General features: G+C 67.0%; 29 protein-coding genes. 10 read left to right on the forward strand and 19 right to left on the reverse strand.

Features of this window, described 5'->3' with window-relative positions:
- Positions 1–9: 9 nt before the first annotated feature.
- The 11 genes from ybgF to IPP91_18585 all read right to left on the reverse strand — a co-directional run bounded on the left by ybgF (position 10) and on the right by IPP91_18585 (position 8,056).
- The gene (gene ybgF / locus IPP91_18535; GenBank protein MBL0144037.1) at positions 10–834 is read right to left on the reverse strand and encodes a tol-pal system protein YbgF; all 825 of its coding nucleotides are present in this window, start codon (positions 832–834) and stop codon (positions 10–12) included.
- Positions 821–1,324 carry a peptidoglycan-associated lipoprotein Pal gene (pal, locus tag IPP91_18540; GenBank protein MBL0144038.1) on the reverse strand — a complete coding sequence of 168 codons (504 nt, stop codon included), beginning with the start codon at positions 1,322–1,324 and terminating at the stop codon, positions 821–823. The genes ybgF and pal overlap by 14 nt, the downstream gene beginning before the upstream one ends.
- 84 nt (positions 1,325–1,408) lie before the next feature.
- Entirely contained in the window at positions 1,409–2,680 is a 1,272-nt protein-coding gene (gene tolB / locus IPP91_18545) for a Tol-Pal system protein TolB (GenBank protein ID MBL0144039.1), read from the reverse strand.
- Positions 2,681–2,713: 33 nt separating this feature from the next.
- The gene (tolA, locus tag IPP91_18550) at positions 2,714–3,571 is read right to left on the reverse strand and encodes a cell envelope integrity protein TolA (protein MBL0144040.1); all 858 of its coding nucleotides are present in this window, start codon (positions 3,569–3,571) and stop codon (positions 2,714–2,716) included.
- Between the two features lie 10 nt (positions 3,572–3,581).
- Positions 3,582–3,989, reverse strand: a complete 408-nt coding sequence (gene tolR / locus IPP91_18555; GenBank protein ID MBL0144041.1) for a protein TolR — start codon at positions 3,987–3,989, stop codon at positions 3,582–3,584.
- Complete coding sequence (tolQ, locus tag IPP91_18560) at positions 3,990–4,679, reverse strand: protein TolQ (protein MBL0144042.1); 690 nt, start codon at positions 4,677–4,679, stop codon at positions 3,990–3,992.
- Positions 4,680–4,695: 16 nt separating this feature from the next.
- Positions 4,696–5,139, reverse strand: coding sequence for a tol-pal system-associated acyl-CoA thioesterase (gene ybgC, locus IPP91_18565; protein ID MBL0144043.1), 444 nt, complete (start codon positions 5,137–5,139; stop codon positions 4,696–4,698).
- The gene (ruvB, locus tag IPP91_18570; GenBank protein ID MBL0144044.1) at positions 5,136–6,167 is read right to left on the reverse strand and encodes a Holliday junction branch migration DNA helicase RuvB; all 1,032 of its coding nucleotides are present in this window, start codon (positions 6,165–6,167) and stop codon (positions 5,136–5,138) included. The genes ybgC and ruvB overlap by 4 nt, the downstream gene beginning before the upstream one ends.
- The gene (gene ruvA / locus IPP91_18575) at positions 6,164–6,736 is read right to left on the reverse strand and encodes a Holliday junction branch migration protein RuvA (GenBank protein ID MBL0144045.1); all 573 of its coding nucleotides are present in this window, start codon (positions 6,734–6,736) and stop codon (positions 6,164–6,166) included. Before ruvA ends, ruvB begins: the two co-directional genes overlap by 4 nt.
- Positions 6,733–7,254, reverse strand: coding sequence for a crossover junction endodeoxyribonuclease RuvC (gene ruvC / locus IPP91_18580; GenBank protein ID MBL0144046.1), 522 nt, complete (start codon positions 7,252–7,254; stop codon positions 6,733–6,735). The genes ruvA and ruvC overlap by 4 nt, the downstream gene beginning before the upstream one ends.
- A gap of 70 nt (positions 7,255–7,324) precedes the next feature.
- Positions 7,325–8,056 (reverse strand): YebC/PmpR family DNA-binding transcriptional regulator, encoded by a 732-nt coding sequence (locus tag IPP91_18585; protein ID MBL0144047.1) that lies wholly within the window; start codon positions 8,054–8,056, stop codon positions 7,325–7,327.
- 77 nt (positions 8,057–8,133) lie between these two features.
- Between IPP91_18585 and IPP91_18590 the strand changes: the two genes are divergently transcribed.
- From IPP91_18590 to IPP91_18600, 3 genes are read left to right on the forward strand one after another with little or no spacing between them, the layout of a single operon-like run.
- Positions 8,134–9,615: a DUF853 family protein gene (locus IPP91_18590; protein ID MBL0144048.1), complete on the forward strand. Its 1,482-nt coding sequence runs from the start codon at positions 8,134–8,136 to the stop codon at positions 9,613–9,615.
- A 14-nt stretch (positions 9,616–9,629) separates the two neighbouring features.
- A complete protein-coding gene (gene slmA / locus IPP91_18595; protein MBL0144049.1) occupies positions 9,630–10,202 on the forward strand; it encodes a nucleoid occlusion factor SlmA in 573 nt (190 codons plus the stop codon).
- 20 nt (positions 10,203–10,222) lie between these two features.
- On the forward strand, positions 10,223–10,804 hold the full coding sequence (locus tag IPP91_18600; GenBank protein MBL0144050.1) for a GNAT family N-acetyltransferase: 582 nt from the start codon (positions 10,223–10,225) through the stop codon (positions 10,802–10,804).
- A 15-nt stretch (positions 10,805–10,819) separates the two neighbouring features.
- On the opposite strand, the gene IPP91_18605 is transcribed toward IPP91_18600, so the two are convergent.
- Positions 10,820–12,139, reverse strand: a complete 1,320-nt coding sequence (locus IPP91_18605; GenBank protein ID MBL0144051.1) for an ATP-grasp domain-containing protein — start codon at positions 12,137–12,139, stop codon at positions 10,820–10,822.
- A 209-nt stretch (positions 12,140–12,348) separates the two neighbouring features.
- Here IPP91_18605 and IPP91_18610 point away from each other — a divergent pair, with 209 nt between their 5' ends.
- Positions 12,349–12,891 (forward strand): cytochrome c4, encoded by a 543-nt coding sequence (locus tag IPP91_18610; GenBank protein MBL0144052.1) that lies wholly within the window; start codon positions 12,349–12,351, stop codon positions 12,889–12,891.
- 68 nt (positions 12,892–12,959) lie between these two features.
- Here the strand turns inward: IPP91_18610 and IPP91_18615 are convergent, their stop codons facing one another.
- The 4 genes from IPP91_18615 to clpS form a co-directional block, all read right to left on the reverse strand.
- Positions 12,960–14,225: an FAD-dependent oxidoreductase gene (locus tag IPP91_18615; protein ID MBL0144053.1), complete on the reverse strand. Its 1,266-nt coding sequence runs from the start codon at positions 14,223–14,225 to the stop codon at positions 12,960–12,962.
- A gap of 23 nt (positions 14,226–14,248) precedes the next feature.
- A complete protein-coding gene (locus IPP91_18620; protein ID MBL0144054.1) occupies positions 14,249–14,581 on the reverse strand; it encodes a c-type cytochrome in 333 nt (110 codons plus the stop codon).
- A gap of 200 nt (positions 14,582–14,781) precedes the next feature.
- Positions 14,782–17,061, reverse strand: a complete 2,280-nt coding sequence (gene clpA, locus IPP91_18625) for an ATP-dependent Clp protease ATP-binding subunit ClpA (GenBank protein MBL0144055.1) — start codon at positions 17,059–17,061, stop codon at positions 14,782–14,784.
- The gene (gene clpS / locus IPP91_18630) at positions 17,058–17,375 is read right to left on the reverse strand and encodes an ATP-dependent Clp protease adapter ClpS (protein ID MBL0144056.1); all 318 of its coding nucleotides are present in this window, start codon (positions 17,373–17,375) and stop codon (positions 17,058–17,060) included. Before clpS ends, clpA begins: the two co-directional genes overlap by 4 nt.
- Before the next feature lie 232 nt (positions 17,376–17,607).
- Between clpS and IPP91_18635 the strand changes: the two genes are divergently transcribed.
- A complete protein-coding gene (locus IPP91_18635; GenBank protein ID MBL0144057.1) occupies positions 17,608–17,811 on the forward strand; it encodes a cold-shock protein in 204 nt (67 codons plus the stop codon).
- Positions 17,812–17,889: 78 nt separating this feature from the next.
- On the opposite strand, the gene IPP91_18640 is transcribed toward IPP91_18635, so the two are convergent.
- A complete protein-coding gene (locus IPP91_18640) occupies positions 17,890–19,104 on the reverse strand; it encodes an NADP-dependent isocitrate dehydrogenase (protein MBL0144058.1) in 1,215 nt (404 codons plus the stop codon).
- 112 nt (positions 19,105–19,216) lie between these two features.
- On the opposite strand from IPP91_18640, the gene IPP91_18645 reads away from it, so the two are divergent.
- From IPP91_18645 to mnmA, 3 genes are all read left to right on the forward strand, one after another.
- A complete protein-coding gene (locus IPP91_18645; GenBank protein ID MBL0144059.1) occupies positions 19,217–19,765 on the forward strand; it encodes a pseudouridine synthase in 549 nt (182 codons plus the stop codon).
- Positions 19,766–19,882: 117 nt separating this feature from the next.
- Positions 19,883–20,188, forward strand: a complete 306-nt coding sequence (locus IPP91_18650; GenBank protein MBL0144060.1) for a hypothetical protein — start codon at positions 19,883–19,885, stop codon at positions 20,186–20,188.
- Between the two features lie 95 nt (positions 20,189–20,283).
- Entirely contained in the window at positions 20,284–21,351 is a 1,068-nt protein-coding gene (gene mnmA, locus IPP91_18655) for a tRNA 2-thiouridine(34) synthase MnmA (protein MBL0144061.1), read from the forward strand.
- Positions 21,352–21,421: 70 nt separating this feature from the next.
- On the opposite strand, the gene IPP91_18660 is transcribed toward mnmA, so the two are convergent.
- Complete coding sequence (locus tag IPP91_18660) at positions 21,422–22,027, reverse strand: glutathione S-transferase N-terminal domain-containing protein (protein ID MBL0144062.1); 606 nt, start codon at positions 22,025–22,027, stop codon at positions 21,422–21,424.
- A gap of 103 nt (positions 22,028–22,130) precedes the next feature.
- Between IPP91_18660 and purB the strand changes: the two genes are divergently transcribed.
- Positions 22,131–23,498 (forward strand): adenylosuccinate lyase, encoded by a 1,368-nt coding sequence (gene purB, locus IPP91_18665; protein ID MBL0144063.1) that lies wholly within the window; start codon positions 22,131–22,133, stop codon positions 23,496–23,498.
- Here the strand turns inward: purB and IPP91_18670 are convergent.
- A complete protein-coding gene (locus IPP91_18670) occupies positions 23,495–24,019 on the reverse strand; it encodes a polymer-forming cytoskeletal protein (GenBank protein MBL0144064.1) in 525 nt (174 codons plus the stop codon). The genes purB and IPP91_18670 overlap by 4 nt on opposite strands.
- Positions 24,020–24,335: 316 nt before the next feature.
- On the opposite strand from IPP91_18670, the gene IPP91_18675 reads away from it, so the two are divergent.
- Entirely contained in the window at positions 24,336–24,743 is a 408-nt protein-coding gene (locus tag IPP91_18675) for a helix-hairpin-helix domain-containing protein (protein MBL0144065.1), read from the forward strand.
- The last annotated feature ends 78 nt before the right edge of the window (positions 24,744–24,821 follow it).

The raw sequence follows: 24,821 nt of genomic DNA on the forward strand, positions 1-24,821 counted from the left end.
CGCGCCCCCCTAGCGTCGCGTCGCCGCCAGGCGCGTGCGGGCCTTCCCGGCCGCTTCCGAGGTGGGGTAGCGGGCGATGATGTCCTCGAGCGTATTGCGCGCGGAGCCCCCATCGCCCTGCTCGGTCTGGACCGCGGCGATGGCGAGAAGCGCGTCGGGCGCCTTGGGCGACTGCGGATAGTGGGCAAGAAGCCCTTCCTGCGTGGCGAGAGCGCCCTTGTAGTCCTTCAGGTTCGCCTGGCAGATGCCGATCCAGTACGTGGCGTTGGGCGCAAGCGCGCTCTGCGGGAAATCCTTGAGGAAGGCGCGGAACGCTTCCGACGCCGAGGCGAAGTCGTTGCGGCGAAAGAGGTTCGAGGCTGCGTCGTAGGTCTTCACCTCGCGCGCCTGGTCGTCCTTCGATTGCGGCTTGGCAATGGCGGCTACCGGCTCCGCGGGCGGGGTCGCGGATGCCGGGGCAGCGGCACCCTGTGCGGGCGCGCCGCCTCCCTCGAGCCGCTTCAGCCGCGAGTCGAGGTCGAGATAGAAATCGCGCTGGCGCTTCTGGATCTGCTCGTTCTGGTTGGCCAGCACCTCGATGCTGCCGCGCAGGCGGGCGATCTCCGCGTTGAGCCCCTCGATCTGGCGAAGCAGGTCCACCACGCCGATGTTGCGAACGCTCTCCTCGAGACGGCCGATGCGCTCGGACGTCTCGCGGGCGCTTTTCTCCTGCGCGGCGCGGATGTCGTCGATCCGTTTTCTCGCCTCGTCATCGTCGAACAATCCGGCCTGGGCGAGGCCAGCGGCGGCAAAGGCGATCGCCGCCGCCGCAAGGCGGATGCTACTCGCCGGCATACTTGATGTCGTCGCGCCGGTTCTGGGCCCACGCCGCCTCGTCGTGCCCGGTCGCGGCGGGCTTCTCTTCACCGAAACTCACCGTCTCGATGCGACCTTCCTGCACGCCCAGCACGGTCATCACCTTCTTCACCGCCTCGGCGCGGCGCTGGCCCAGGGCGAGGTTGTATTCGCGGCTTCCGCGCTCGTCGCAGTTGCCCTCGACCCGGATCTTGGTGTCCTTCTTCTCCACCATGTACTTCGCATGCGCCTGCACCACGCCGCGATACTCGTCCTTCACCGCGTTGGAGTCGAAGTCGAAATAGACGCTTCGCTTGGACAGGATGTTCTTCGGATCCGTGAGCGGGTTCGCCGTGATGATCGGCTGCGTCGCGGGCGACGTGGTCGTGGCGGCGGTCGTCGGCTGGGTGGTTGCCGGTGTCGTGCGATCGGCAACGGGCACCTCCTTCTTCACGTCCTGGCTGCTGCAGGCGGCGACGAGGGCGGCCATCGCTATGCTCAAGGCAATCTTTTTCACGGCTGACTCCTTCTGGTATGGCGTGTGGATAGAGGACAGCGGGATTCTGCGCCCCGCTCAGTTCGTAAGCAACGGGCCCCACGCGGGATCGCGGACGTCGCCGGTTGACGACACGAGGCGCTGGCGCACGCGCCCGTCGCTCGACACCGCGGCGAGTTGGCCGCGCCCGTTGGCCTGCGCCTCGTAAAGGATCATCTTGCCGTTGGGCGCGTAGCTGGGCGAATCGTCCAGCGTGCCGTCGGTGAGGACGGTCACCTGGCCAGTGGCGATCTCGAGCACCGCGATGCGGTACTTCCCGGACTCTCGCTGCACGAACGCGATCGACTTGCCGTCGGGGCTGAAGCGCGGGCGCACGTTGTAGGTGCCCTCGAACGACAGGCGCTGTGCCGGGCCGCCCTCCGATGGCATGCGGTAGATCTGCGGAGAGCCCCCGCGGTCGGACGTGAACGCGATCCATTTCCCGTCGGGCGAGAAGCAGGCCTCGGTGTCGATGGCGGGCGTGACCGCCATGCGCCTGGGCTCGCCGCCGGCGGCCGGGATCACGTAGATCTGCGAGATGTCGTCGCGCGTGAGGGTCACGGCAAGCCGCGAGCCGTCTGGCGACCAGGCCGGCGCGCTGTTGTTGCCCCAATAGTTGGCCACGACGCGGGTCGTGCCCTGCGCGAGGTTCTGCACCACCACCACCGGCTTCTTCTGGTCGAAGGACACGTAGGCGATGCGGCTGCCGTCGGGCGACCACGCGGGCGAGATGATGGGCTCGTTCGAGGCGAGCACCGTCTGCGCGCCGGCTCCGTCGGCGTCCGACACCTGCAGCTCGAAGCGCTTGCCGCGCTTCACCACGTAGGTGATCTTGGTGGAGAACACGCCCTTCTCGCCCGTGAGCTTCTCGTAGATCACGTCGGCGATGCGGTGGGCCGTGGCGCGAAGCTGGGCGGGCGCCACGACGTAGGAAAAACTCGCGAGCTGCGACTGCTTCTGGACGTCGAAGAGCCGGAAGCGCACTTCCACCCGGCCGTCGGCCTGCGGCTCGATCTTGCCGATGACGAGCGCCTCGGAGGAACGCGCCTGCCAGTCCACGAAGTTCACTTCCGATGGCTCGGTGGGCACGGGACTCACGCCGACGGCGTTCACGAGCCGGAAGAGGCCGGTGCGCGCGAGATCCGCGCCGACCACGGTGCTGACCGGTTGCGGCTGGGCCCCCTCGCCTGCGAACGGCAGGACCGCGATCGGGATCTGCCGACCTCCAGACGTGGTGATGTCGATGGTGAGCTGCGCCCGCGCGGCGAACGCGAGGCATGCGAGCAGGACGGCGAGTAGGAATCTATTCATGCTCTTGGGGCCCTCGGCGGGCCCGGGGCCCGGCTAGCGTTCGTGCTGGATATTCAGGGTAAGGCTTCGGAACTGGCCAAAAAGTTCCGGGTCGCTGGGAACCGGCAGGGGCTGGGCACTTCGGATCGCGCGCTCGATGGCCGTGTCGTACACGCGATTTCCGCTGGACTTCACGATGACGATATCGAGCACTTCACCGCCCGGCAGGATCGTGATGCGCACCTGCACCTCCGGCTGCCCCTTGACCGTATCCGGAACGTTGGCCTTGCCGCGGATCTTATCGCGGATGCGCCCGCGGTAACGATCGATTTCCGACAGGCGAACCTGGCTCGCCGCTTCCGCCGCGGCCTTCGCCTCGGCATCGGCTTTCGATTTGGCCTCCGCTGCCGCCTTCGCCGTGGCCCTTGCCTTGGCATCGGCCGCCGCCTTCGCGTCTGCGACCGCCTTCGCCTGCGCCACCGCCTTGGCTTCCCGAGTCTTCTTCTCCAGCTCCTGCTTCTCCAGCTCCTTCTTCTCGCGTTCCTTCTTTTCCCGCGCTTTCTTCTCCGAGATGGCCGCGTCGGGTTTCGGCGGCTCGGGTTTCGGCTCCGCCTTGGGAGGTTCGGACTTCACGGGCTCCGGTTTGGGCTCGGGCTTCGGTTCGACCTTCGGCGGCTCCGGTGCGCTTTCCGGTTTCGCAGGCACCGGCTCGGACTTCCGCGTCGCGGCGGGAGGCCCCGGAGGAAGCTTGTCCCACAATTCGGCCTGGAGCGGCGGCGTGGGCCGGCTCTGCCAGGACACTCCGAAGACGATCAGCGCAAAGAAGGCCGCGTGGACCACAACCGCGAGGACGATCGAGCGGATTCTCCCCGGCTGGCGGGGCCGTTCGTGCGCTTCTGCCGGCGCCTTCACGAGGGACCCGTTAGGGAGCCGGGCGCGCGAGAAGGCCCACGCGCTTCACCTGCCCCTGCTGCAGAATGTCCATCACCTTGAGGACTTCCTCGTATCGCACGTTGCGGTCGCCGGCGATCACCACCGCCTGGCCGGCGTTGGCCTGCTGCGCCGCGCGCACGATTTCGAGGAGCTGTGGCCGCTTCACGAGGAGTTCGTCCGGGGACCGCGAGCGGTCCACGACGAAGAGTTCGCCGTTCACGCGCACGCGCACCTCGAGCGGCGCCACCGCAGGATCGAGCTTCGAGCCCACCTGCGGCAGGTCGATCTGGCCCGGATTGATGAGCGGGGCGGCCACCATGAAGATGATGAGCAGCACCAGCATCACGTCGATGTAGGGCACGACGTTGATCTCGCTCATCGCGCGGCGCCGGCGCATCTATCGCTCCGGCTGGTGGGCCTGGCGCTGCAGGATGTTCGAAAGCTCCTCCATGAAGCTCTCGTAGCGGCCCGCGAGCCGGTCGATGTCGTGCGCGAAGCGGTTGTAGGCGATCACCGCCGGGATGGCCGCGAAGAGCCCGATCGCGGTGGCCACCAGCGCCTCCGCGATCCCGGGCGCCACCTGCGCGAGCGTGGCTTGGGCCACGTTCGACAGGCCGCGGAAAGCATTCATGATTCCCCACACCGTGCCGAAGAGGCCGATGTACGGGCTCACCGAACCGACCGTCGCCAGGAAGGAAAGGTGGGACTCCAGTGAATCGACCTCGCGCTGCAGCGTGGCCTTCATGGCGCGGCGCGTGCCGTCCATCAGCGCGGTAACGTCGGCGCCGGCCCGCCCCTTGAGCTTCAGGTACTCCTTGAAGCCTGCCTCGAAGATCCGCTCCATGCCCGCCGCGACGTAGCGACCGCCGGCGGCCCGCTGGTAAAGGCCCACCAGGTCTGTGCCGCTCCAGAACTCGCGCTCGAAGGCCTCCGCCTGGCGGTGGGCCCGGCGCAGCGCGAAGACCTTCATGAAGATGTAGGTCCACGAGAAGAGGGAGGCGAGCACCAGGACCGCCATGACGGCCTTCACGACGATGCTCGCGTTCACGATCATCGCGAGGATGGTCAGGTCGTGGCTTACGATCATGCTTTCCTCGGCTTTCCTAGAGTGAGGCCTGCATCTTGCGACGCAGGGCCTCGGGAATTTCGGCGGGCTTGAAGTTATCCCCCGTCACGCTCGCCACCGTGATCTTGGCGCGCACCAGCACGTCGTCCTCGCGGCGGATCTCCTGCGCGAAGACGCAGCGAACCTTGCCGAGCGACTCGAGCTGGACGCTTGCCACCACGATGTCGTCGAGCCGCGCGGGATTCACGAACTCGACCGCCGCCTGGGTGACCACGAAAACGATGCGATGGTTCCTGGCGAGCGCCTGGTGGTCGAACCCGAGGTGGCGCATCCACTCGGTGCGCGCGCGCTCGAGGAACTTGAGGTACTCGCCGTGATAGACGACCCCACCGGCGTCCGTGTTCTCGAAGTACACGCGGACCGGGAAGGAATAGACGAAGAGCTCAGGCTGCAGCCGGGGCTTCACCGGGATCTTCGTCATCGGAAGAGCCCTCCGCCCGGCGCCGGCCCTCCCGCGAGCCCGAAGTGCTGGTAGGTGAGTGCGGTGGCCATGCGCCCGCGCGGGGTGCGCTGGAGGTAGCCCTGCTGGATGAGGAAGGGCTCGAGCACGTCCTCGATGGTGTCGCGCTCTTCCCCGATCGCCGCGGCAAGGTTGTCCACGCCGACGGGCCCTCCGCCGAATTTCTCCACGATGGCGAGCAGGAGCTTCCGGTCCTGGAGGTCGAGCCCGATACCGTCCACGTCGAGCATGCGCAGCGCCATGTCGGCCACCTCCGCGGTGACGCGGCCGTCGAACTTCACCTCAGCGAAGTCGCGCACGCGCCTGAGGAGGCGATTGGCGATGCGTGGCGTCCCGCGGGAGCGCCGCGCGATCTCGGTCGCCCCTTCCACCTCGATCGCCATCGCGAGCAGGCCGGAGGAGCGCGTGACGATGCGCTGAAGCTCCTCGGGGGAATAGAACTCCAGCCGCGCGACGATCCCGAAGCGGTCGCGAAGCGGGTTGGTCAGCATGCCGGCGCGTGTGGTCGCCCCCACCAGCGTGAAGGGCGGCAAGTCGAGCTTCACGCTCCTGGCCGCCGGCCCCTCGCCGATCATGATGTCGATCTGGTAGTCCTCCAGCGCGGGGTAGAGGATCTCCTCGACGATGGGGCTCAGCCGGTGGATCTCGTCGATGAAGAGCACGTCGCGCGGCTCGAGGTTGGTGAGGATCGCGGCCAGGTCCCCCGGTCGCTCGAGCACCGGGCCCGAGGTCTGGCGCAGGTTCACGCCCATTTCGCGCGCGATGATGTGCGCAAGCGTGGTCTTGCCCAGGCCCGGCGGACCGAAGAGGAGCGCGTGGTCGAGCGCCTCGCCGCGATTGCGCGCCGCGGAGATGAAGATCTCGAGCTGCTCGCGAATCTTCACCTGCCCGACGTACTCGGCGAGCTGGCGGGGGCGAAGCGCCCTCTCCTCGCCTTCTTCCTGAGGCGAAGCCGGGGCGCCGGCGATCAGGCGGTCGGTTTCGATCACGGCTTGGCGAGCACCTTCAGTGCCTGGCGGATGGAATCTGCAAGCGTCAGGTCCGGCGGCAGGTCGCGGATCGCGATCGATGCCTCGCGGGCATTATAGCCAAGGGAGAGCAGCGCATTGAGGACGTCCGAGGCGTGCGGTGCGGAAGCCTTCGCCGCGGGGAGCGTCGAGGGCAGCTTGTCGCGCAACTCGAGGACGAGCCGCTCCGCCGTCTTCTTGCCGATGCCCGGGACGCGGGTGAGGCGCGCCGCGTCATCCGAGGCAACCGCGGCCGCCAGGTCGTCCACCGAGAGCCCGGACAGCACCGACAGCGCCACCTTGGGGCCGACGCCGCTCACCTTGAGGAGCTGGCGGAAGGCCGTTCGCTCGCCGGCCGTGAGGAACCCGAAGAGCAGGTGCGCGTCCTCGCGGACCACGAGGTGCGTGAGGAGCTCGACCGCCTCGCCCGTCTTCGGCAGGTTGTAGAACGTGCTCATCGGCACGTCGATCTCGTAGCCCACGCCGCTGGCCAGGACCACCACTTGCGGCGGGTTCTTCTCCACGAGCGTCCCGGCGATTCGCCCGATCATGCGAGCCTGCCGCCGCGCATCCTGAGACCCTGGGTCGGCAACGCCCCCAGCCCCAGCCCCCCGTGGGCGTGGCAGATGGCGCAGGCGAGAGCGTCGGCCGCGTCGGCCGAGGGGTAGCCGGCGAGATTGAGCAAGCGCTTGACCATCTCCTGCACCTGTTCCTTGTGCGCGTGCCCCTTGCCCACCACCGCCTGCTTGACCTGCAGCGCCGTGTACTCGGCGACCGGCAGGTTCGCCAGCACGGCCGCCGAGACGGCCGCGCCCCTGGCCTGGCCCAGCAGCAGCGTCGATTGCGGGTTCACGTTCACGAAGACCTTTTCGATGGCGACATGGTCGGGGTGGTGCGTGGCGATCACCTCCGCCAGGCCGTCGAGAATCGTGCGGATGCGTTCCGGAAGCTCGCCCTTCTCGCGCGTGCGGATGCAGCCGCTCGTCACGTACTCCAGGCGCTGGCCCTCGCGGCCGATCACCCCGAACCCAGTGACGCGAAGGCCCGGGTCGATCCCGAGGATGCGCAGGGAAGTCCTTCCCGGCCCGGCCGCATGACCGGTTGACGGCTCGTCCCTCGACCGCGCCTCGACCACGCCCCTACGCCGCCTCGTCCAAGGCCGCGGTGGTGTACACCTCCTGCACGTCGTCGAGGGACTCCAGCGCGTCCAGGAGCCGTTGCATGCGCGCCGCCTCGTCACCGCCGAGCGCGGTCTCGTTCAGGGGCTTCATCGTCACGTCGGCGAGCTCCGCCTTGAGGCCCGCCTTCTCGAGCGCAGCCTTCGCGGCCGCGAACTCGTGGGGACCGGTGAGCACCTCGATCGAGCCGTCGTCGTTCGTGACGACGTCCTCCGCCCCGGCTTCGAGGGCCACTTCGAGCAGTCTCTCCTCGCTGGTGCCCGGCGCGAAGACGAGCTGCCCGCAGTGCTTGAACAGGAAGACCACAGACCCGTCGGTGCCCAGGTTGCCGCCGTGCTTCGAAAACGCGTGCCGGACGTCGGCCACCGTGCGCGTGCGATTGTCGGTCAGGCAGTCCACGACCACGGCGGCGCCGCCGATGCCGTAGCCTTCGTAGCGGATTTCCTCGTAGTTCACGCCCTCCAGGTCACCGGTGCCGCGCTTGATGGCGCGCTCGATGTTGTCCTTGGGCACGTTGTTCTCGTTCGACTTGTCCACCGCGAGTCTCAGCCGCGGATTCATGTCGGGGTCGCCCCCGCCCATTCTCGCGGCGACCGTGATTTCCTTGATGAGGCGGGTGAAGATCTTGCCGCGCTTGGCGTCCTGGCGACCCTTGCGGTGCTGGATGTTCGCCCACTTGCTGTGGCCTGCCATGGGTCTTCGCCGCGAATTCAGTTTCGAAGGGGCTAATGGTAACATCCTCGCACCGTCTTCCCCTTCGAACCCGCCCCGTGCTGCCCCCTCTTGTCGTCGCGAAATCCGGCGTTGATCTGGGCCTGCTTCCAGGCATGGCCAACCGCCATGGCCTCATCTCGGGCGCGACCGGAACCGGCAAGACGGTGACGCTCCAGGCGCTTGCGGAAGCGCTGAGCTCGATCGGCGTGCCCGTGTTCATGGCCGACGTGAAGGGCGACCTCGCCGGACTCGCCGAATCCGGCGGATCCAATCCCAAGGTGGCAGAGCGCGTGAAGATGCTCGGCCTTCGCGACCATTCGCCCCTCGCCTTTCCCGTCGATTTCTGGGATGTCTTCGGCGATCAGGGGCACCCGGTTCGCGCCACGATCTGCGAGATGGGCCCGCTCCTGCTCGCGCGCATTCTCAACCTGAACGAGACGCAATCCGGCGTGCTGGCCGCCGTGTTCAAGATCGCCGACGACGGCGGGCTCGCCCTCCTCGACCTGAAGGACCTTCGCGCGCTCCTGCAGTACGCCGGGGACAATGCGGCGCAGTTCCGGACGCAGTACGGCAACATCTCGACCGCGAGCGTCGGCGCCATCCAGCGCGGCCTCCTGTCGCTCGAATCCCAGGGTGGCGAGAAGTTCTTCGGCGAACCGGTCCTCGCGCTCGAGGACCTCATGCAGACGGTGGACGGCAAGGGCGTGGTGAACATCCTGGCCGCCGACAAGCTGCTCGCCAGCCCGCGCGTTTACGCGACGATGCTGCTGTGGCTGCTCTCGGAACTCTTCGAGCAGCTGCCTGAAGCGGGTGACCCGGACAAGCCCAAGCTGGTCTTCTTCTTCGACGAGGCGCACCTGCTCTTCAACGACGCCCCGAAGGAACTCCTCGACCGGATCGAGCAGGTCGTGCGCCTGGTGCGCTCCAAGGGCGTGGGGGTCTGGTTCGTCACGCAGAATCCGCTGGACGTCCCGGACACGGTGCTGGGGCAGCTGGGCAACCGGGTGCAGCATGCGCTTCGCGCCTTCACGCCGCGGGACCAGCAGGCCGTGAAGGCCGCAGCGACCACGTTCCGCCCGAACCCGAAGGTCGATGTCGAGAAGGCCATCACGGAGCTCGGGGTCGGCGAGGCGCTGGTGTCGTTCCTCGACGAGAAGGGCCGGCCCTGCCCGGTGGAGCGCGCGTTCGTCATCCCGCCGCGCTCGCGCATCGGGCCGATCACCCCCGCAGAGCGCCGGAACGTGATTGAATCCTCGCTGGTGGCGGGCCATTACGAGAAGGCAGTCGATCGCGAATCGGCCTACGAGAAGCTCGCCGCCCGCGCCGGCGAGCGCGCGCAGGGCGAGAGCACGGGAGGCGGCGCGTTCGGGGGCATCCTGGACAAGCTCGGATTTCCCGGCGGCAACGCCGCGAAGGCAAGGACTCGCGAGACGGCGCTCGAGGCCGCCGCCAAGAGCGCCGCCCGCGCGATGGGAAGCGAAGTCGGGCGACGCATCATTCGCGGCGTGCTGGGGTCGATCCTCGGCGGCCGCCGCTGAACAAGGGAGAGCCCATGGCGAAGACCGGGGAACGCAAGGCCCAGATCCTGCAGACGCTGGCCTCCATGCTGGAGGAGCCGAAGGCCGAACGCGTGACGACGGCGCTGCTCGCGGCGCGGCTCGACGTTTCCGAAGCGGCCCTGTACCGCCACTTCGCAAGCAAGGCGCAGATGTACGAGGGGCTGATCGAATTCATCGAGCAGACGCTCTTCACGCTCGTGAACCGCATCCAGGCCGACGAGCCCGACGCGATGAAGCAGGTCGAGGCGACGGTCGTCGCGCTGCTCGGATTCGCGCAGAAGAATCCCGGCATGACGCGCGTCCTCACGGGAGACGCGCTGGTGATCGAGGACGAGCGCCTGCAGGCGCGCGTGAACCAGCTCGTCGAGCGCCTCGAGGCGAGCCTTCGCCAGAGCACGCGGCTCGCGGTCACGGCCAGCCAGCTGCCCGCTGACTGGGACGTGAATGCCTACGCCATGACCCTCATCGCCTACGTGATCGGCCGCTGGCATCTCTTTGCCAAGAGCGGCTTCAAGCGCTCCCCGACGGAAGGGTGGCCGCAGCACTGGCGCGTGTTCTCGGCCTGACGCGCAGCAAACGGGCTGCAGTGGACTTCCCCGAGATCGAGACCGGGCGCCTGCGCCTGGTCATCGCCCGGCCCGGGCTCGAGGAACTCCTCGCCCGCTTCTACGAGGAGAACTTCGAGGGACACCTGGACCGCTGGTCGCCGACGCCCCCCGCAGGCAAGTTCGTCGAGGGTTACTGGGCGAGACAGCTTCCCGTATTCGAAAGGGAGTTCGAATCCGGTGTCACGGCAAGATGGGTCATGCTCGCCAGGCACGCCATGGCGCCGGAGGTTGTGGGTACGTGCAATTTCACCCAGATCGCCAGGGGCCCTTTTCGCGCCTGCGTGCTGGGCTACCAGGTGGCACGCCGGCATGAAGGCTGCGGGCTCATGCACGAAGCGCTCACCGCGGCGATCGGCTACGCCTTTCTCGAGCTTCGCCTGCACCGCGTCATGGCCAACTTCCGGCCCGAGAACGAGCGCAGCGCCCGCCTTCTGGATCGCCTCGGGTTCATTCGCGAGGGATTCGCCCGCAACTACCTGTTCATCGACGGGGCGTGGCGCGACCATGTCCTCGCTTCGAAGACGAACCCGCACTTCGATAGCGCCTGGCTGCTCGACTGAAGGCGGCGCGAGCAGTCAGTCCCACGAGGCCCTCGCCGGCGAGCCATCGAGGTCCGGCACGGCCCGCCCGCGCGGATGGAAATCGATGTCGGCGCGGATCCTCTCGAATGCCGAGTACAACTCGGTCGGACTTGGCGCTCCCAGGTTGATGACCGCATAGCGGTAGGTGGAAAGCCACTTGAGCTCGCGCCTCAGGCCGGCGCCCCGCTTCGGAAAGACCAGGATTCGCGACTGCGGATGACGCTCGCGCAGCCCGTCGATCTCTGCCTTGCGGGGCCAACGCGAAAGGCCCTCGCCGTGCAGGTCGCGGAGCACGAAGCTTGCCGCTACCCGGTTGCGGCCCTCGCGGTGGCGGATGACGGGCTCCTGGCCCGAAGCGATCGCGAGCAGCACATCGAACAGGTTGTACCCGTCAACATGCTCGAAGAGGTCGAAGAACTGCCCCGACGTCCGGGGGTTGATTTCGATCAGCTTCACCTGCCCCGTGTTCTCGCAAATGCGCAGTTCCACGTTGAACATGCCGTGCGTGAAGCCGATGGCCGCCAGCGCACGGCGGGTCACCGCCTCGGCGCGCTCCTGCACGTCCGCGGGCAACGCCGACGGATACTGGAAACGCTGGAACTGGTCGGTGCCGGGATACATGATCGAGTCCACCACGCCCAGCATCGTGATGTTGCCCCCGCGCGCGAACCCGTTGACCGTCACCTGCTGCCCCTCCACGATCTCCTCGGCGATCATGCTGAATGCCTCCCCCTCGAAGGTCGCGTGCCGGCGCATGACATCGCCGAACGGTTTCACCAGGCGCTCGATGATCGCCTGCTCGAACCAGGAGAACCGCAGGTGCCTGTCGAGCTGCGCGAAGGAATCGACTCGGCGCGCCAGCACGGAGAAGGTCGCCTTCACGGGCTTCACGTAGAACGGAAACGGCAGCGGCGTCGATCCCGTCCGGCGAAAGTCGCGGTCGATGAGCCCAAAACGCGGGTTGGCCCCGGGAATGGCTTGCTGGAACGCTTGCCGCGCCATGAACTTGTGCTGCGCCGTCAGCACGGCCATCAGCGGCGTATGGGGCAGGCCCAGCCGCGAGGCAAGGAGCGGCGCGACCACGGACCCGAACTGCTCATCCGCGGTCAGGACGCCGTCCAGGCCGGCGCTGCGGTAGCGGTGAAAGAGCCTGTCCACGAAACGCTGGACGTCGAACGTGAAAAGCCGGGCGTTCTCGGGAAACCGGAAGAGGTCGAAGCCCTCGAAAAGGAAGTCCTTGTCCGCTTCGTGCCTGGCGCACGCCCAGCGGTCCCATTCGTCGGGAAACAGGACCAGGATCCGCTTTCGGGTCATCGAGTCTCCCCGCGCCTGCGCGTGGGTCCCCAGGATGGATTTGCGGTCATGTTCATTGCAGTAGGGAAAGTCTAGCGCGGCGTCGGTTCGAAGGCTGCGTATTTTCCGCCGCGCCGGTCATTGCTGGAATGTCCTGCTACCGACCGAGGCACCCCGTGAGATTCTCCGTTCTGGCCCTTCTGCTGGTCCTGGCCTGGCCGCCGGCCTCGATGGCGTCCGACCTCGAGCGGGCACGCAGCATCGTGTCGGGCCGCTGCTTCCTGTGCCACGGGATGAATGGCGAAAGCTCCAGCGAGGTCTTCCCGCGCCTGGCCACCCAGAACGCCAACTACCTCGCCAAGCAACTGCGCGACTTCCAGTCGGGGCGCCGCAAGGGCACGGCCATGTACGACATGGTGGCCGGGATCACGGAAGCGGAAATGCAGTCGCTCGGCGCGTTCTTCGCCGCCCAGAAGGCCGATCCGCACCCGCCTTCCAACCCGGATCTCGCCGCGGTCGGGCGCTACCTGTACGTGCACGGCAACTCCTACTCGGGGGTGGCGGCGTGCGCGAGTTGCCACGGGCCGACCGCGCACGGCACGGACACCCTGCCGCGGCTGGCGGGCCAGCAGGCGTCCTACCTGGACGGGCAACTCCGGCAATTCACCAAGCGCGAGCGCAGCAACGACAACGCGGTGATGCACGCGATCGCCTCGAAGCTCACCGAACTCGAGATCAAGGCGCTTTCGGAATACCTCGCTTCGGTGCCCTGATTCCCGCCCGGAACGAAAAGAAACGGGCCGCCATGGGGCGGCCCGTTCGCATTTCCCGGCGTCTCGCCTCAGGTGAGGGTATCCGCCCAGATGTTTCGCGCCCAGTTTATAGCGAAACCCGCCTCGAGCTCGTTTCTCGCTGCCGATACGCCGCCGGATCCGGGCACCGCCTTCATGGTGCGCGCCCCGGTGTCGTACTTGTGGACGGAGGCCACATGCACCACCTGAGTGTCGGAAACGAAGCTGTAGCACACGTTGCTCAGCGTGGGCGACGGATTCGGCGCCTCGCCGTTGAGTAGCGCCACCACGGCCGCCGCACAAGCCTTCCCGTGAGCGTTCGCCATGTGCCCGGACTTGGGCATCGCCGGGGCACTCAGCGTCGAATCGCCCAGCAGATGCACGCCCTTCGCGGCCTTCGCCTCGTAGGTGAGCCAGTCCACCTCGCACCAGCGCTTGTTGGCCGTGATGAATGCATCGGCGATCTTTCCGGCCTTCATCGGCGGAACCACGTTGAGCACGTTGCCCTTCACGTCCTCGAGCTCCAGCTTCACGGAACCCGTGCGCAGGTCGATGTCGACTGCCTTGCTGTTGGGCCGGTACTCCACGATTCCCTTGTACAGTTCCGCCCAGGCCTTCTTGAAGAGCGGCCCCTTCGAGGTGACGTCGCCGTTGGCGTCGAGAACGAGGACCTTCGACTTGGGCTTGCGTGCCTTGAAGTAGGCCGCCACCTGGCACGCGCGTTCGTACGGACCCGGAGGGCATCGGTACGGCGCCTCGGGAACCGACAGGATGTAGACGCCCCCGTCAGGCATGTCCTCGAGCTGGCGGCGCAGCGCCACGGTCTGCGGGCCGGCCTTCCATGCGTGCAGCACACGCTCCTGCACCTGGGCGCTGGCAAGCGCGGGAATCGCACCGTCGATGAAGTCGATGCCGGGCGCAACGATCACCCGGTCGAAGGAGATCGGATCCCCGTTCGACAGTCGCACCTGCTTCCTGTCGACGTCGATCGCCGTCGCCATGTCCCGCACGATCCGCACGCCGTGGTTGCGCTCCAGGCCCGTGTACGGGGTCGTGATGTCGCTCATCGACTTGAAGCCGCCCAGCACGAGGTTCGAGACCGGGCAGGAGATGAACACCTCGTTGGGCTCGACCAGCACGACCTCGATCGAAGGATCGAACAGCCGGATGTACTTGGCAGCCGTTGCGCCGCCATAGCCGCCGCCGACCACCACCACGCGCGCCCTGGATCCGGCGCCGGGAACGCCTGCGCATCCCGCGAGACCGGCCGCGGCCGCAACAGCCACGCCCGCCCTGAGGAAATCCCTTCTTTGCATGCTCATGTGATGTCCTCCGGTCGCTAGCGGGACTGCTTGGAGAAATAGTCGGCAAGGGCCGCGAGTTCCGCGTCCGAATAGCCTTTGGAAAGCTGGTGCATCACGGTTGCCGGTTTCTTGCCCTCCTTGAACTGGGTCATCGCCATCAGCAACTCGTCGCGAGGCTTGCCGGCGAGACCTGCGAGCGTGGATCCGGGGGCGGGCTTGCCGTTCGTCCCGTGGCACGCGGCGCAATTGGCCGCCAGTGAACGGACCCCGGGGGCCGAAAGGTTGGACGGGGCGAAGGCGGGCGGGGGTGGGGCGGGCTGCTGGGCGACGGCAATACCGGCCGCGAGCGTGGCGGCTGCCATCGCCATGTACCGCGCGAGAGCGATCATCGGTGAACTCCTCCTGTGGTTTTCGGCGCGCTCCGAGAGTATCTGGCGGGGAGCCGTCTTGTAAACCTGCCCGGTGGGGAGGGGGTATAGCCCTATCGGGTAGCAGGACGCAAGGCGCCTGGCGCACCGGAAGGCCTGCGGGCGAGGCCGAGGCGGAAGGACGCCCCCGGCCGCCGTATTCAGCCCGGCGCCGGGACCGGTTCCCCCGAGGGCGCCGAGGTGGCGATGTCGAGCCTCACCTTGCCTTCCGCATCCACGTCGATGGTGACCCGCCCCCCGCCCGCCAGGCGGCCGAAGAGGAGCTCGTCTGCCAGCGCCCGGCGGATCGTGTCCTGGATGAGGCGCGCCATCGGCCGTGCGCCCATGAGCGGGTCGAAGCCGTTCTTCGACAGGTACTTCTTGAGACCTTCGGTGAACTGCGCCTCGACCTTCTTCTCGGCGAGCTGCGCCTCGAGCTGCATGAGGAACTTGTCCACCACCCGCAGGATGACCTGCTCGTCGAGAGCCGCAAACGAGATCACCGCGTCGAGGCGGTTGCGAAACTCCGGCGTGAACAGCCGCTTGATCTCGGCCATCTCGTCGCCAACCTTGCGGTCGGTGGAGAAGCCGATGGCGTTCTTCGAGAGCCCTTCCGCGCCCGCGTTGGTGGTCATGACGATCACGACATTGCGGAAATCCGACTTGCGCCCGTTGTTGTCCGTGAGCGTTCCGTGGTCCATCACCTGCAGCAGGATGTTGAAGATGTCCGGGTGCGCCTTCTCGATCTCGTCGAGCAGGAGCACCGAGTACGGGTGCTTCGTGATGGCCTCGGTGAGGAGCCCGCCCTGGTCGAAGCCCACGTAGCCTGGGGGCGCGCCGATGAGGCGCGAGACGGCGTGTCGCTCCATGTACTCGGACATGTCGAAGCGAACCAGCTCCACGCCCATGATGAACGCGAGCTGCCTGGCGACCTCCGTCTTGCCCACGCCCGTGGGCCCCGAGAAGAGGAACGACCCGATCGGCTTCTGGGGATTGCCCAGGCCCGAGCGCGCCATCTTGATCGCCGAGGAGAGGGCCTCGATCGCGGCATCCTGGCCGAACACCGTCGCCCTCAGGTCGCGGTCGAGGTTGCGCAGCTGCGTGCGGTCGTCGGAGGACACGCTGCGCGCGGGGATCCTCGCGATCTTCGCGACGATCTCCTCGATCTCCGGCTTGCCGATGACTTTCTTCTGCCGCGACTTGGGCAGGATGCGCTGCAGGGCCCCGGCCTCGTCGATCACGTCGATGGCCTTGTCCGGCAGGTGGCGATCGTTGATGTAACGGGCCGACAGCTCCGCAGCGGTGGTCAGCGCGTTGGCGGTGTACTTCACGCCGTGGTGCGACTCGAAGCGCGACTTCAGTCCGCGAAGGATCTCCACCGTCTCCTGGATCGAGGGCTCGTTCACGTCGATCTTCTGGAAGCGGCGCGACAGCGCGTGGTCCTTCTCGAAGATGCCGCGGAACTCGTTGTAGGTCGTCGCCCCGATGCACTTGAGCGCCCCCGAGGAGAGCGCGGGCTTGAGCAGGTTGGAGGCGTCGAGCGTGCCGCCGGAGGCGCTGCCCGCCCCGATGAGCGTGTGGATCTCGTCGATGAAGAGGATCGCGTTCGGGTTCTCGAACAGCTGCTTGAGCACCGCCTTCAGGCGCTGCTCGAAGTCCCCGCGGTATTTGGTGCCTGCGAGAAGGGCGCCCATGTCGAGCGCGAAGACCTGGGCCTTGGCGAGCACTTCCGGCACCTGGCCGTCGATCACGCGCTTGGCGAGCCCCTCGGCGATGGCGGTCTTGCCGACTCCCGCCTCCCCGACCAGCAGCGGGTTGTTCTTGCGACGGCGGCACAGGATCTGGATCACGCGCTCGAGCTCGCTCTCGCGGCCGATGAGCGGATCGATCTTGCCGTCGATGGCGAGCTGGTTGAGGTTCTGGGTAAAGCTCTCCAGCGCACCGCCCGCGCCCGGGGCTTCCTGGCCCTCCTCGGCACCCTCGCCCTCCTCGCGGGCGCCCGATTGCGGGTTCTTGGTGATGCCGTGGGAGATGAAGTTCACGACGTCCAGGCGCGAGACGCCCTGCTGGTGGAGGAAATAGACGGCGTGCGAATCCTTCTCGCCGTAGATGGCGACCAGCACGTTCGCGCCCGTGACTTCCTTCTTGCCCGAAGACTGGACGTGAAGAATGGCGCGCTGGATGACGCGCTGGAAGCCGAGCGTGGGCTGGGTGTCGACCTCGCCGGTGCCCGCTACGGTGGGGGTGTGCTGCATCACGAAGTCGGCAAGGGCCTTCTTCAGCTCGTCGATCTTCGCCGCGCAGGCCTTGAGAACCTCCGAGGCGGACGGGTTGTCGCACAGGGCAAGAAGCAGGTGCTCCACGGTGATGAACTCGTGGCGCTTCTGGCGGGCCTCGACGAAGGCCATGTGCAGGCTGACTTCCAACTCCTGGGCGATCATGTTTCCTCCATCGCGCACTGCAAGGGATGCTGGTGCTGGCGCGCATATTGAACCACCTGCTCCACCTTCGTGGAGGCGACGTCCCTGGGGTAGGTCCCGCACACCCCTCGCCCCTCGGTATGGACTTTGAGCATCACTTGCGTGGCCTGTTCCATGGGAAGCGCAAAGAATACCTGCAAGACCTCGACCACGAACTCCATCGGCGTGAAGTCGTCGTTATACATGACGACCCTGTACATCGGCGGCGGCTTGACCTTCGCCGCGCTCGGCTTGAGCATCGTGGAGCCGCTGGACCTGCTGGACTTGCTGGGCATGCCTGGGGCGCGAAAGGGCGGCTAGAGATCGGTCGTATCCGTCCCGGACAATATGGGCAAACGGCAGCGGTTTTTCAAGACCCTGTCCACTCTATTGACTTGCCACGGCAACGGGCGTACAAGGCGCGTTGGAGTTTGGCTTCACGGATTTCGCATCGCCAGTTCGCCTTGCGGGCCTGGATCCGAACGATGTGCGGGCCTCCACCCGTTTCCCCGAGAGGTATGCAAGCGAATGGCAACCGGTACCGTCAAGTGGTTCAACGATGCGAAGGGCTATGGGTTCATCACGCCGGATGACGGCAGCGAGGATCTTTTCGCCCACTTCTCCGCCATCCAGATGCAGGGTTTCAAGACCCTCAAGGAAGGCCAGAAGGTCTCTTTCGAGGTGACGCAAGGCCCCAAGGGCAAGCAAGCTTCGAACATCCAGGCCGCCTAAGAGCCGACTCACCAGAATTTCAAAGCCCCCGAAGCGCGAGCTTCGGGGGCTTTTTCTTTTCCGCGATGCCGCAGGGCGCTACCCCACGCGGCGCTTGAGCTCCACGTCCACGGCGTCCATGTAGCCCTCTGTCGTGAGGAAAGGCTGGTCCGGCCCGATGAGGAGCGCGAGATCCTTGGTCATCTTCCCGGATTCCACCGTGTCCACGCAGACCTTCTCCAGGGCGAGCGCGAAGTTCACGACTTCGGGCGTGTTGTCCATCTTGCCGCGATACTGCAGCCCGCGGGTCCACGCGTATATCGATGCGATCGGGTTGGTCGAGGTCGGCTTTCCCTGCTGGTGCATCCGATAGTGGCGCGTCACCGTGCCGTGCGCCGCCTCGGCCTCGACCGTCTTGCCGTCTGGCGTGGTCAGGACGGACGTCATGAGGCCGAGCGATCCGTACCCCTGGGCCACGGTGTCGGACTGGACGTCGCCGTCGTAGTTCTTGCACGCCCACAGGTAGCCGCCGCTCCACTTGAGGTTGGCGGCGACCATGTCGTCGATGAGCCGGTGCTCGTAGGTCAGGCCGGCTGCGTCGAATTTCGCCTTGAACTCGGCGTCGAAGATCTCCTGGAAGAGGTTCTTGAAGCGCCCGTCGTACACCTTGAGGATGGTGTTCTTGGTCGACAGGTACACCGGGTAGTTGCGATTGAGCGCGTAGTTGAAGCAGGCGCGCGCGAAGCCGCGGATCGACTCGTCCAGGTTGTACATGGCCATCGTGATGCCGGCGCCGGGGGCCTGGAAAACCTCCTTCTCGATCGGGGCGCTGCCATCCTTGGGCACGAAGGTGAGCTTGATCGTGCCGGCGCCGTCGAACTTGATCTCGGTGGCCTTGTACACGTCGCCGTATCCGTGGCGGGCAACGACCACGGGCTTGTCCCAGTGCGAAACGATGCGCGGGACATTCCTGCAGATGATCGGCTCGCGGAAGATCGTGCCGTCGAGGATGTTGCGGATCGTCCCGTTCGGGCTCTTCCACATCTGCTTGAGGCTGAACTCCTTCACGCGCGCCTCGTCGGGCGTGATCGTCGCGCACTTCACCGCCACGCCGTACTCCCGGGTCGCGTTGGCGGAGTCGACAGTGACCTTGTCGTCAGTCGCGTCCCGGTGCTCGATCCCCAGGTCGTAGTATTTGAGGTCGATGTCGAGGTAGGGGAGGATCAGCTTCTCGCGGATTCTCTGCCAGATGATCCGCGTCATCTCGTCGCCGTCCATCTCGACGACCGGGTTCTTTACCTTGATCTTGCTCATGGGTGCAACTCCTGTGGGGCCTTTGATGGGGACGGGCGGGACATCCCCGCCGGCCGGCGCGCCTCGGCGCCTGATAAGCGCGAAATTATAGCAAAGCGCCCCATACTCCCTCATGCCCAAGCTGATCCTGGTCAACAAGCCGTTCGGTTTCATCTGCCAGTTCAGCCCGTCCGGCGACCGCCCGACGCTTTCCGGCCTGGTTCCGGTTCCCGGGGTCTATCCCGCCGGCCGGCTCGACACCGACAGCGAGGGGTTGCTCGTCCTGACCGACGACGGGCGCCTGCAGGCACGGATTGCCGATCCCCGGCACAAGCTCGAGAAAGGGTATTGGGCGCAGGTGGAGGGGGTCCCCGACGAGGTGCAACTGGAATCCTTGCGCCGCGGCGTTGACCTGGGCGATTTCGTGACCCTGCCTGCCGAGGTGAGCGTCATTCACGAGCCTGCGGGCCTCTGGCCCCGGACCCCCCCGATCCGCGTACGCCAGGCCATCCCCACCTCGTGGCTCGACATTCGCCTCCGGGAGGGAAGAAACCGCCAGATCCGAAGGATGACCGCGAAGGCGGGCCTGCCAACCTTGCGCCTTATCCGCTACCGGGTCGGCCCCTGGAGCCTGGAGGGCCTCGTTCCGGGCCAGTGGCGAGAGGCCTCGGCAAGGCTTTGACGGCTGCCCTGCCCGGTACCCGTCAACCGGCGCAGCACCCCGAGCGTTAATCGTGCTGACGAGGCTGGCTACCAGCGCAGTCGACGCAAATTTCCCTCTCTACGCAAAGGAACCACGATGAAAAAGCTTTCTGCCCTGATCGCCGCCCTCTTCGCGACCGTGTCAATTGGCGCGCTCGCCCAGGCGCCCGCCAAGCCCGCCGCCGCCGCTCCGGCCGCGCCGTCGGCCAAGGCCGAAGCGCCCGCCAAGGCCGAGGTGAAGAAGACCGAAGCCCCGAAGGCGACCGACAAATCCGCCACGACGACCACCAAGAAGAAGAAATCGTCCAAGTCCACCAAGAAGCACGCCGCCCCGGCGGACTCCGCGGCGAAGTCGACCGCGCCGAAAGAAGCGGCGCCCAAGCAGGCCGCGCCGGCGAAGTAATTCCGGCCTCGCCGGAGCAGCATGAAAGGCAGGGCTTCGGCCCTGCCTTTTTTCGTTTCGCCCGCCCGCCCCGTTTTGCCTCAAGATACTTCTCCATGAAAATCGTCGTCGGGCTCTCCGGAGGGGTCGATTCGGCCGTTGCCGCGCTGCTTCTGAAGCGACAGGGGCACGAGGTCGTCGGCCTCTTCATGAAGAACTGGGAGGACGACGATGACGACGAGCACTGCTCGACGCGCGAGGACCTCATCGACGCCGTATCGGTGGCCGACAAGGTGGGCATCGAGGTCGAAGCCGTCAATTTCGCGGCCGAGTACCGCGAACGCGTCTTCGCGAGCTTTCTCGCCGAATACCGGGCCGGCCGCACGCCGAACCCCGACGTGCTCTGCAACGCGGAGATCAAGTTCAGGGCTTTCCTGGACCACGCCGTGGCCATGGGCGCCGAGCGCATCGCCACCGGACACTACGCCCGGGTCGAGGAAGTCGATGGCCGGTTCCGGCTGCTGAAGGGGGCGGACCCGGCAAAGGACCAGTCCTACTTCCTGCACCGCCTGACGCAGGCCCAGCTCTCGAGGGCGGTCTTTCCAGTGGGTCAGCTCCTCAAGACGGAAGTGCGGCGGATCGCCCGTGAGGCAGAGCTACCCAACCATGCGAAGAAGGACTCGACCGGCATCTGCTTCATCGGGGAGCGCCCGTTCCGCGAGTTCCTCTCGCGCTACCTGCCGCGCGAGCCGGGGCCGATCGTCTCGGCGGCCGGGGAGAGCGTCGGAGAGCACCAGGGGCTCATGTACTACACGCTCGGCCAGCGCCAGGGGCTGGGCATTGGCGGGCGCCAGGGCGGCGACGGTGCTGCTTGGTACGTGGCCGGGAAGGACCTCACCTCGAACACTCTCGTGGTCGTCCAGGGGCGCGACGATCCGCTGCTTTTCTCGGCACGGCTGCGCGCGCAGGACGCCAGCTGGGTCGAGGGCACGCCGCCGCGGGAAGGGGGCACCCTGGGCGCCAAGACGCGCTACCGGCAGGCAGACGCGCCCTGCACGCTGGTCGTGGGCGGCGAAAACGACTTCACGCTCGAGTTCGCCGAACCCCAGTGGGCCGTAACCCCGGGGCAGTCCGCGGTACTTTACCGTGGCGAGGAGTGCCTCGGCGGGGGCGTGATCGCCTGAGGCACGGGCAGGGAATGCGCCGGCAGGCACGATAAAGGGTGAGGTCCGGCCGGCAATCGGCCGCGCGGGGTCAGGCCGGCGGCCGTGTCTTCGCGAAGGATGGCCGGGCTTCGAGCCTTTCGATCCACCGCTCCAGCGCGGCGTATTGCGTGCGCCAGGCGATCTCCGGCAAGCGGAACTCCAGCCACAGGAGCGCGCAGGCGCAGGACACGTCGCCCAGCGACAGCGCATCGCCGCGCAGGAAGGCCTTGCCGCCCAGCTCGTTCGCCAGTGCCGCGATGCCCGCATCCACTTTGCTGCGCTGGCGGGCAATCCAGGCCGCGTCCTGCCGGGCAGTCTCGCGCTTGCGTTCCAGGAAGATCGCGATTCCGGCGTCCGCGATCCCGTTGCCGAGCGCCTCGTCGCGCCGCACGCATGCACGGTCGATGCCGAAGGGCGGGATGAACGACGGGGCGCCCAGCGGGTCGAGATACTCCGCGATCACGCTCGAGTCGTAGAGGCAGACGTCGTCGTCCGTCACGAGCACAGGAATCTTGTTGAGGGGGTTGTACCGGGGGACGGTCGTGCCGGCGTTCCGCGCGCCTTCCTCGATGAAGTCGTAGGCGAGCTGCTTTTCCGCGAGAAGCACCCGGATCTTCCGGGCATAGGGACTGGTCTTCGATGCGACGAGCTTCATGCGTGCTCCACCACCGTGACGACGGGCGCCGAGTATAGCATCGGGGTGCCGGACGACCGGTCTTGCCCGGCGGCGTGATAAAATTTGCCCACGGTCCCTCCAAATGTCCCACGCCCTCACCGCCCTTTCGCCGCTCGACGGGCGCTACGCCTCCAAGACACGCGCCTTGCAGGAGCACTTCAGCGAGTACGCGCTGATCCGCCTGCGCGTGAGGGTGGAGATCGCGTGGCTGAAAGCGCTTGCTTCGGAACCTGCTTTCGCCCTGCTGCCCGCGTTCTCGGCGGCCACGATCGCGGAACTGGACCGGGTCGCGGGGTCGTTTTCCCTCGCCGATGCCGAGCGCGTGAAGGCCATCGAAGCGACCACGAATCACGACGTCAAGGCCGTCGAGTACTGGCTGCGGGAGACGTTCCGGGACAACGCTGAAGTCTCCGCCGCCGGCGAGTTCATCCACTTCGCCTGCACCTCCGAGGACATCAACAACCTGGCGCACGCACTCATGGTGCGCGGCGGGCTGGACGCCGTCCTGCTTCCCGCCGTCGATGCGATCTGCGTGCGGCTCGACGAGCTCGCGCGCGTCCACGCGGATCTTGCGATGCTTTCGCGCACCCACGGGCAGCCGGCCACCCCGACAACCATGGGCAAGGAAATGGCCAATGTGGCGTGGCGGCTGAAACGCGTCCGGCATGCCGTGGGGGCCGTCGCGATGTTGGGCAAGGTGAACGGTGCCACGGGCAACTTCAATGCTCACGTGGTGGCCGCGCCCGCCATGGACTGGCCCGGATTCGCACGGGGTTTCGTGACCGGGCTGGGCATCACCTACAACCCCCTCACGATCCAGATCGAGCCGCACGATGCGCTGGCGGAGGCCTTCGACGCCCTCGCGAGGCTGAACACGATCCTCGTCGATCTCGATCGCGACGTGTGGGGCTACATTTCGCTCGGCTATTTCCGCCAGAAGGTCAAGGCGGGCGAGGTGGGCTCCTCGACGATGCCGCACAAGGTCAACCCGATCGACTTCGAGAACTCCGAGGGCAACCTCGGTCTCGCCAACGCCCTGCTCCGCCACCTGGCCGAAAAGCTTCCGGTGTCGCGCTGGCAGCGCGACCTCACCGATTCGACCGTCCTGCGCAACATGGGCGTGGCGTTCGGCTACTGCCTCCTGGGGTATGAGGCCTGCCTGCGCGGCCTGGGCAAGCTCGAGGCCGACCCCGCGCGGATGGCTGCCGACCTCGACGGGTGCTGGGACGTGCTGGCCGAGCCCGTGCAGACCGTCATGCGCGCCCACCGCATCGAGGGTTCCTACGAGAAGCTGAAGGACCTCACCCGAGGCAAGGGTGGCATCACCCGGGAAGAACTGCACCGCTTCCTGCGCACGCTGCCGCTTCCCGAGGACGCGAAGGCACGCCTCCTCGCCCTCACGCCGGCAACCTACATCGGGCTCGCCGCGAAGCTCGCTCGCGAGAGCTAGGCCGGCTTGACAGTCTCGGCACGGTCGGCCAGGGTGCCAATGTCGCCCGACAGCTCACCTCCCTCCTGCACCAGAAGCTTGCCGTAGCGCAGCTTTCCGGCTATTCGCCCGGTGGCGTGGACCACGAGCCGGCCGCGTGCGGTGAGCTCGCCCTCGAACACGCCGCGTATTTCGGCAACCTCGACGTCCACCGTTCCCCGAAAGGAGCCGTGCTCGGCGATCTGGATCGCGCGGCTCACCATCGTCGCCTCCACGCGGCCCTCGACCACGAGCGTGTCGCAGTCGTCGATCTCCACTCCCTTGAGCTTGATGTTGGGGCCCACGATGAGACGGGACCCGGCGCCTTCCTCGATGCGGGGTGCCGGCTCGGGCGAGCCGATGGGCGCCAGTCCGGGAGCCGGCCGGGGAACGGCGGCAAGCGCCGGGCCGGCCGACGGGCGCGATGGTGCGGAAGAGGCGCCGGGCTGCGAAGCCAGCCGCGGCGGGTCCTTCCTGCCGAACAGTCCGTCGGTGTAGCGCATGGCGTGCTCCTCTTGCGTTGTCGTCCTTCCCTGCAAACACGATCCGTGCCACGAGTCCCGATCGTCCCGAGAGCGAGCATCCACGCGGATGTCGGGGAAACGCTTTCGCGTGCGGCAGGTGTGCGGGGTCGTCCGCCCCCGACAGGCGTCATGACCGGCGACGCCAAGCGCTTGATTGGATGGGGATTCGATCTGTCTCCTCGCGAAGACGGATGTCAACCGTCCGCCTGCCTGAGGCGTTAATGGAGCGCGAACGGCTGGAAGGCGCTAGAATCTGCGCGCGTTTCGCATCCCCACTACGCTGACAGGAGAATCCATGAAGAAGCTCATCGCCGCCGCCGCCATCGCGCTCCTTGCCGCGACCGGCTCGGCTTACGCCCAGAAGGAACCGGCGAAGCCGGCTGCCCCCGCAGCGAAGCACGCGGCTGCCCCCGAGAAGAAGGCCGAGGCCCTCCTCGATCTCAACACCGCGTCCCGCGAGGACCTGGTGAAGCTCAAGGGGATCGGCGACGCGCGCGCCGACGCAATCATCAAGGGCCGGCCGTACAAGGGGAAGAACGATCTCCTCGATCGGAAGATCGTCCCCGAGAACGTCTACAACGACATCAAGGACAAGGTGATCGCCAAGCAGGGCGACGCGAAGCCCGCTGAGCCGAAGAAGGCGGACGCGAAAAAGGCCGAGGCGAAGCCGGCCGACAGCAAGAAGAAGAAGGGCGGCTGCTGACCTCCCGGTCGCGTGGCGCCGACCCGCGACGGAGGTCCAGAACCCGGAAATGCCCGCGAGGCGACTCGCGGGCATTTT

It is taken from the genome of Betaproteobacteria bacterium (genome assembly GCA_016720855.1).
GTDB lineage: Bacteria > Pseudomonadota > Gammaproteobacteria > Burkholderiales > Usitatibacteraceae > FEB-7.

What these genes read in the sequence shown, in the direction of transcription:
- pal (MBL0144038.1), bottom strand. Translation starts at nt 1,324, where the DNA reads ATGGCCGCCCTCGTCGCCGCCTGCAGCAGCCAGGACGTGAAGAAGGAG.
- IPP91_18585 (MBL0144047.1), bottom strand. Translation starts at nt 8,056, where the DNA reads ATGGCAGGCCACAGCAAGTGGGCGAACATCCAGCACCGCAAGGGTCGC.
- IPP91_18620 (MBL0144054.1), bottom strand. Translation starts at nt 14,581, where the DNA reads ATGGCGATGGCAGCCGCCACGCTCGCGGCCGGTATTGCCGTCGCCCAG.
- IPP91_18650 (MBL0144060.1), top strand. Translation starts at nt 19,883, where the DNA reads ATGAAAAAGCTTTCTGCCCTGATCGCCGCCCTCTTCGCGACCGTGTCA.
- tolB (MBL0144039.1), bottom strand. Translation starts at nt 2,680, where the DNA reads ATGAATAGATTCCTACTCGCCGTCCTGCTCGCATGCCTCGCGTTCGCC.
- mnmA (MBL0144061.1), top strand. Translation starts at nt 20,284, where the DNA reads ATGAAAATCGTCGTCGGGCTCTCCGGAGGGGTCGATTCGGCCGTTGCC.
- IPP91_18615 (MBL0144053.1), bottom strand. Translation starts at nt 14,225, where the DNA reads ATGCAAAGAAGGGATTTCCTCAGGGCGGGCGTGGCTGTTGCGGCCGCG.
- ruvA (MBL0144045.1), bottom strand. Translation starts at nt 6,736, where the DNA reads ATGATCGGGCGAATCGCCGGGACGCTCGTGGAGAAGAACCCGCCGCAA.
- IPP91_18605 (MBL0144051.1), bottom strand. Translation starts at nt 12,139, where the DNA reads ATGACCCGAAAGCGGATCCTGGTCCTGTTTCCCGACGAATGGGACCGC.
- tolR (MBL0144041.1), bottom strand. Translation starts at nt 3,989, where the DNA reads ATGCGCCGGCGCCGCGCGATGAGCGAGATCAACGTCGTGCCCTACATC.
- IPP91_18640 (MBL0144058.1), bottom strand. Translation starts at nt 19,104, where the DNA reads ATGAGCAAGATCAAGGTAAAGAACCCGGTCGTCGAGATGGACGGCGAC.
- IPP91_18675 (MBL0144065.1), top strand. Translation starts at nt 24,336, where the DNA reads ATGAAGAAGCTCATCGCCGCCGCCGCCATCGCGCTCCTTGCCGCGACC.
- IPP91_18610 (MBL0144052.1), top strand. Translation starts at nt 12,349, where the DNA reads ATGGCGTCCGACCTCGAGCGGGCACGCAGCATCGTGTCGGGCCGCTGC.
- tolQ (MBL0144042.1), bottom strand. Translation starts at nt 4,679, where the DNA reads ATGATCGTAAGCCACGACCTGACCATCCTCGCGATGATCGTGAACGCG.
- ybgC (MBL0144043.1), bottom strand. Translation starts at nt 5,139, where the DNA reads ATGACGAAGATCCCGGTGAAGCCCCGGCTGCAGCCTGAGCTCTTCGTC.
- ybgF (MBL0144037.1), bottom strand. Translation starts at nt 834, where the DNA reads ATGCCGGCGAGTAGCATCCGCCTTGCGGCGGCGGCGATCGCCTTTGCC.
- IPP91_18670 (MBL0144064.1), bottom strand. Translation starts at nt 24,019, where the DNA reads ATGCGCTACACCGACGGACTGTTCGGCAGGAAGGACCCGCCGCGGCTG.
- slmA (MBL0144049.1), top strand. Translation starts at nt 9,630, where the DNA reads ATGGCGAAGACCGGGGAACGCAAGGCCCAGATCCTGCAGACGCTGGCC.
- IPP91_18660 (MBL0144062.1), bottom strand. Translation starts at nt 22,027, where the DNA reads ATGAAGCTCGTCGCATCGAAGACCAGTCCCTATGCCCGGAAGATCCGG.
- clpA (MBL0144055.1), bottom strand. Translation starts at nt 17,061, where the DNA reads ATGATCGCCCAGGAGTTGGAAGTCAGCCTGCACATGGCCTTCGTCGAG.
- purB (MBL0144063.1), top strand. Translation starts at nt 22,131, where the DNA reads ATGTCCCACGCCCTCACCGCCCTTTCGCCGCTCGACGGGCGCTACGCC.
- clpS (MBL0144056.1), bottom strand. Translation starts at nt 17,375, where the DNA reads ATGCCCAGCAAGTCCAGCAGGTCCAGCGGCTCCACGATGCTCAAGCCG.
- IPP91_18635 (MBL0144057.1), top strand. Translation starts at nt 17,608, where the DNA reads ATGGCAACCGGTACCGTCAAGTGGTTCAACGATGCGAAGGGCTATGGG.
- IPP91_18645 (MBL0144059.1), top strand. Translation starts at nt 19,217, where the DNA reads ATGCCCAAGCTGATCCTGGTCAACAAGCCGTTCGGTTTCATCTGCCAG.